We start from the raw sequence: 5,142 nt of genomic DNA on the forward strand, positions 1-5,142 counted from the left end.
CTCACGGTGCTCCTGCTCCGGGCCCCGGCAGCGCTGACGCTCCTGACCGTGGCGGGAGCCGGCCTGCTCGGTGCCGCGTGGCTGGGGCGCCGCGGGCGCGGCCCACGGCACCTGCTGCCATCGGCGTCGGCCCTGCTGGCGGCGACGGCGGCGCTGCTCGGCGTGGCATCAGTCAGCGCCCTGCACGTGCGTGCCGTGGCGGCGTCCCCGGTCGCCGGGCTCGCCGAGGAGCGGGCCGTGGTCGGCGTGACGTTCCAGGTCGCCTCGGACCCTCGCGAACGGTCCGGCACCTACGGCCCGCAGTGGGTCTTCCGCGCCGACGTGGTCCGTGTCGAGGGCCGCGGTCGGGCGTGGGACCTGGACACCCCGGTCGTGGTGCTGGCCGACTCCGCGTGGGCGGGAGTGCGGCTGGGGCAACGGGTCCGCGCCTCGGCCCGCCTCGCCCCGGGGGAGCGGGACGTCGCGGCCCTGGTGGCGCCCCGCGCAGCACCCGAGGTCGCGCGGGCGCCCCGCCCGTGGTGGGACGCCGCCGCGAGTCTGCGCTCCTCGGTCCGTACGGCCGTCGCCGACCGCGGGCAGCACGAGCGCCAGCTCATGCCCGCCCTCGTCGACGGCGACGACTCCGGACTGGACGAGGAGGTGGCCGAGCAGTTCCGCGCCACCGGACTGACCCACCTGCTCGCCGTCTCCGGGACCAACCTGACGATCGTGGTCGGCGCACTGCTCGTCGTGGGACGGTGGCTCGGTGTACGCGGGCGCTGGGCCTGGCTGCTGGGAGCCTGCGGGGTGGTCGGCTTCGTCCTCCTGGCCCGTACGGAACCGAGCGTCGTGAGGGCGGCCGCCATGGGCTCGGTGGCTCTGGTGGGCATGGGGACGAACGGTCTCTCGCGGGGCACGCGGGCGTTGGGCGCGTGCGTCCTCGGGCTCCTGCTCGTCGACCCGTGGCTGGCGGTCTCGGCCGGGTTCGCCCTCTCGGTGCTGGCCACCGGCGGGATCCTGGTGCTCGCCCCGCGGTGGCGCGACGCCCTGGCGTCGTGGACGCCGCGGTGGGTGGCGGAGGCGGTCGCGGTGCCGTTGGCCGCCCAGGTCGCCTGCACCCCGGTCGTGGCCGGCATCTCGGGTCAGGTGTCGCTGGTGGCGGTGGCCGCGAACCTGCTGGTCGCGCCCGTCGTCGCACCCGCCACGGTGCTCGGCCTGCTGGGCGGTCTGGTCGGTCTCGTGTGGGCAGCAGCGGGCGAGGTCGTCGCGGCGCCCGGCGCGTGGTGCCTCACCTGGGTGGTCGTGGTGGCGCAGCACGGTGCAGCTCTCCCCACGCCGTCGGTCGGATGGGGGACTGGCGTCGTCGCGCTCGGCGTGCTCACCCTCCTCTGCGTCGGCTTCACCCTCGTCGCGCCGGGGCTCCTGCGCCGCCCGGTGTGGGTGCTCGTGGCCTGCGGGGTGCTCGTGGTGGCGGTGACGGTACGTCCGCCCACGCCCGGGTGGCCGCCGCCGGGGTGGGTGGCGGTCATGTGCGACGTCGGGCAGGGCGACGCGCTGGTGCTCAACGCGGGCGACTCCTCCGCGGTGCTCGTGGATGCCGGGCCGGACCCGGTGGCCGTCGACCGTTGCCTGCAGCGGCTCGGCGTACGACGCCTGCCGCTGGTGGTGCTGACCCACTTCGACGCCGACCACGTCGACGGGCTGGTCGGCGCGCTCGACGGGAGACAGGTCGGCACGGTCGTCGGCAACACCGTGCCGGAGCCGGACCACGGCTACGACGGCGTCGTGCAGGCTCTGGGGAGGGCTCCGGAGGTGGTGACGGCCGGTCGGGTCGCCGCCGTGGGCCAGGTCCGGCTGCACACCCTCTGGCCGCCGCCGCAGGGGGCTCCCGGCAGCAGCGCAGCCGGCAACCCCAACGACGCCAGCGTCGTCGCGGTGGCCGAGATCGGTGGTGTACGTCTCCTGCTGTGCGGCGACGTCGAACCACCGGCGCAGGCCGCTCTGGCCCGCACCGTGGGAGCCGTCGAGGCCGACGTGCTCAAGGTCCCGCACCACGGCAGCCGCCACCAGGATCTCGACTGGCTCCTGGGCACCGGCGCGGGCGTCGCGCTGGTCGGGGTGGGGGAGGACAACACCTACGGCCACCCGTCCGCCGACGTCCTGACGGCGCTCGAGGGGGCCGGAGCCGTGGTGGGGCGGACCGACCGCGACGGCGACCTGGCGGTGGTGCCGGGCAACAGCGGCGTACGCCTGCTCGCGCGCACCGCACTGGGCACCCGTCCTGTCGGTGCGGACGACTAGGGTGTGCACACCATGGCATCCACCCCCAGCGCAGCGCAGGTCCTCGGTCAGGTCGTCCTGGTGACGGGCAAGGAGGAGTTCCTCTCCGAGCGCACGGTCCGCTCCGTGCTCGACGCCGTCCGCACCTACGACGCCGAGGCCGAGCTCAGCGAGGCCGTCGGGGCCGACCTGACGCTCGCCCAGCTGGGGGAGATGTCCGCACCCTCACTGTTCTCGAGCACCCGCTGCGTCGTCGTGCGCCAGCTGGAGAACCTGCCCGACGAGTCCGTCGACGGCCTCGTCGACTACTGCGCGGCACCCGTCGACGACGTGGCCCTCGTCCTGGTCCACTCCGGGGGCCAGAAGGGCACCGGAGTCCTGACCAAGCTGCGCAAGCTCAAGGGCACCGTCACCGAGGTCAAGTCCGAGGAGATCAAGCCGCGCGAGCTGCCCGCGTACGTCAGCTCCGAGGTGGCCAGCCACGGTGCCCGCATCGCGTCCGAGGCCACCACGTACCTCATCCAGGCGGTCGGCAACGACCTGCGCGCGCTGGCCGCCGCCGCCCACCAGCTCGTCTTCGACTTCCCCGGGCAGCAGATCAGCGAGGAGATGGTCAAGCGCTACTTCGGCGGCCGGGCGGAGGCCAAGTCCTTCGACATCGCCGACGCCGCGTACGCAGGCAAGCGGGCCCAGGCCCTCGAGGAGCTCCGCTGGGCGCTGGAGGGCGGCACCCCGACCGTGCTGATCACCTCCGCCATGGCGCTCTCCGCCCGGCGCATCGCCCGCTTCCTCGGCGCCCCGCGTGCGATGAGGGACGCCGACCTCGCCAAGGAACTCGGGGTCTCCCCGTGGGGCGTCAAGAGCGTCCGCAACGCCGCGCACCGGTGGGACGAGGCGTCGATCTCCGTGGCGCTGCGCGAGGTCGCCGTCGCCGACGCCGACATCAAGGGCCAGGCCCACGACGCGCACTACACCCTCGAACGGCTCATCCTCACCGTCTCCGGCCTCGCCCGCGGCCGGCGCTGACCGCACGCCCCCGGCCTCCCGGGCCGGGTCGGGGAGGCCGGGACATGCGAACGGCCCGCCAGGTCACACCTGACGGGCCGTACGGAAGTCTGTGACTCAGAGCGAGGCAGCCTGCTTGGCGATCGCCGACTTGCGGTTGGCGGCCTGGTTCTTGTGGATGACACCCTTCGAGGCGGCCTTGTCCAGCTTGCGCAGGGCGTCCTTGGCGGCCACGCCGGCGGCGTCCTTGTCACCCGCGTCGACGGCGGTGCGGAACTTGCGGACGGCGGTCTTCAGCGCCGACTTGACGGCCTGGTTGCGCTGGCGCGCAGCCTCGTTCTGCTTGTTGCGCTTGATCTGGGACTTGATGTTCGCCACGGAAGAAAAACCCTCTTGTGTAGACCTGGTCAGGAAAGTGCTTGTGCTGTCGGCTGCTACGTAGCCCTTGTCAGGCAACCCGGGAGAGGGCCGGAGCCAGACATGCAAGCCAAGAGGCTACCAGCGGGCGGGACCCACGCTCAAATCAGGTGGGCGTCACGACCAGCCGCGCCGCTCGCACAGCCACTCCCAGCAGACCTCGCCCTGCCACTGCTGGTGGCGTCGGACGTACGGGGAGTTGCGCGGCACGGGGTCGCCGGCGGACTTGAGGAAGTAGCCCGTGACCAGGGCCAGCACGGCGTCGAACGACTCGGCCGGCACCTCACGCAGCAGCCGGCGGGTGGAGAGGGCCTGCTCGACGTCGAGCCCGTCGCCGCGCGGACCGATCAGCGCCAGCAGGGAGTCCAGCCACGGCGCTCCGGTGCACAGCCAGTTCCAGTCGCACAGCCAGGCCTTCCCGTCAGCGTCGACGAGCAGGTTGTCCGCCCGTACGTCGGTGTGCACGACGGCGTCCCCGGCGGTGTGGCGGGCGAAGTCGGCCGCCAGCTCAGCGGCCTCCTCGACGTGGTCCGCGGCCGAGGGCACCTCGAACGCGCCCCAGAACGTGGGCCAGTCGGCGACGTCGTCGGCGAAGGAGTCCAGCCGCATCGCCGGCGGTGCCGGCGTCAGCGCGTCGGCGACCACCTCCAGGGCGTCCAGGCACGCCTCCAGGTCGGCCGGCGACCACGGCCGCGCCACGGTGGCGCCGGGTACGTACGCCGTCTCGAGGGCCACCCAGTCGTCGTCGGCCTCGCACCACACCAGGTGCGGGGCCGGAACGCCTCGGGGGACGTGGGCCAGCTTCTGGGCCTCCAGGCGGTACGACTCGGCGAACGGGCGCTGCGCCTTGACGGAGGCGGCCTTGACGAAGTGACGGCTGCCGTCGGCGCAGGTCAGCACGCTCGCGAAGCCGGGCGTGAACCCGGCGCCCTGCGAGGCGGCGCCGACGACCTTCGACCCGATGCGACGCTCCACCCGTGCGCGCAGGGCCGGCGGCAGGTGCTGCCACTCGAGGCGGCGCGCGGTGGCGTGCGGGGGTGCGGGGTAGGAGCCGGCGGTCATGGCGACATCCTGCCGTGCCGGGTCGACTGTTCGACCCCGCGGGCACGGTCGTCGCCCCTACCCTGTCGCCCATGCCGACCCCGCGCGTGACGAGCGCCACTCCCGTCCCTCCGGCCCGCGACGCCGACGTGATCGTGGTCGGCAGCGGCTTCGGCGGCGCCGTGAGCACGCTCCGGCTCACGGAGGCGGGGCACCGGGTGCTCGTCCTGGAGAAGGGGCGCCGGCACAGCGACGAGGACCTGCTGCGGGCCCGCCGGGACCCCCGCGCGTACCTCTGGCAGCCGGCCGCGGGCCTGCGCGGCTTCTTCTGGCAGCGGATCCTGCGCCACGTCGCCGTCATCGGTGGCACCGGCGTCGGCGGCGGGTCGATCGTGTGGGCCGGTGTCCTCCTGGAGCCCG

5 protein-coding genes are annotated in these 5,142 nt (G+C 74.2%); 3 read left to right on the forward strand and 2 right to left on the reverse strand.

Annotated features, from left to right (window positions below):
* Window positions 1-2,280, forward strand: a 2,280-nt coding sequence (locus tag ACI379_RS16420; RefSeq protein WP_439793197.1) for a ComEC/Rec2 family competence protein, incomplete at its 5' end; no start/stop codon positions are given.
* A gap of 12 nt (window positions 2,281-2,292) precedes the next feature.
* Window positions 2,293-3,285: a DNA polymerase III subunit delta gene (gene holA / locus ACI379_RS16425; RefSeq protein ID WP_439793198.1), complete on the forward strand. Its 993-nt coding sequence runs from the start codon at window positions 2,293-2,295 to the stop codon at window positions 3,283-3,285.
* A 96-nt stretch (window positions 3,286-3,381) separates the two neighbouring features.
* Here the strand turns inward: holA and rpsT are convergent, their stop codons facing one another.
* Together rpsT and ACI379_RS16435 are read right to left on the reverse strand one after the other, a co-directional pair.
* Entirely contained in the window at window positions 3,382-3,642 is a 261-nt protein-coding gene (gene rpsT / locus ACI379_RS16430; protein WP_439793199.1) for a 30S ribosomal protein S20, read from the reverse strand.
* Between the two features lie 156 nt (window positions 3,643-3,798).
* Entirely contained in the window at window positions 3,799-4,743 is a 945-nt protein-coding gene (locus tag ACI379_RS16435; protein WP_439793200.1) for a phosphotransferase family protein, read from the reverse strand.
* 71 nt (window positions 4,744-4,814) lie between these two features.
* On the opposite strand from ACI379_RS16435, the gene ACI379_RS16440 reads away from it, so the two are divergent.
* Window positions 4,815-5,142: FAD-binding protein (locus ACI379_RS16440; RefSeq protein WP_439793201.1), on the forward strand; the 328-nt coding region annotated here is incomplete at its 3' end.

Origin of the sequence: Nocardioides sp., assembly GCF_051876515.1 — a bacterium.
Classification (GTDB): domain Bacteria; phylum Actinomycetota; class Actinomycetes; order Propionibacteriales; family Nocardioidaceae; genus Nocardioides.

Excerpts from the sequence above, each read along its gene's own strand:
- holA (WP_439793198.1), top strand. The coding sequence starts at position 2,293 with ATGGCATCCACCCCCAGCGCAGCGCAGGTCCTCGGTCAGGTCGTCCTG.
- ACI379_RS16435 (WP_439793200.1), bottom strand. The coding sequence starts at position 4,743 with ATGACCGCCGGCTCCTACCCCGCACCCCCGCACGCCACCGCGCGCCGC.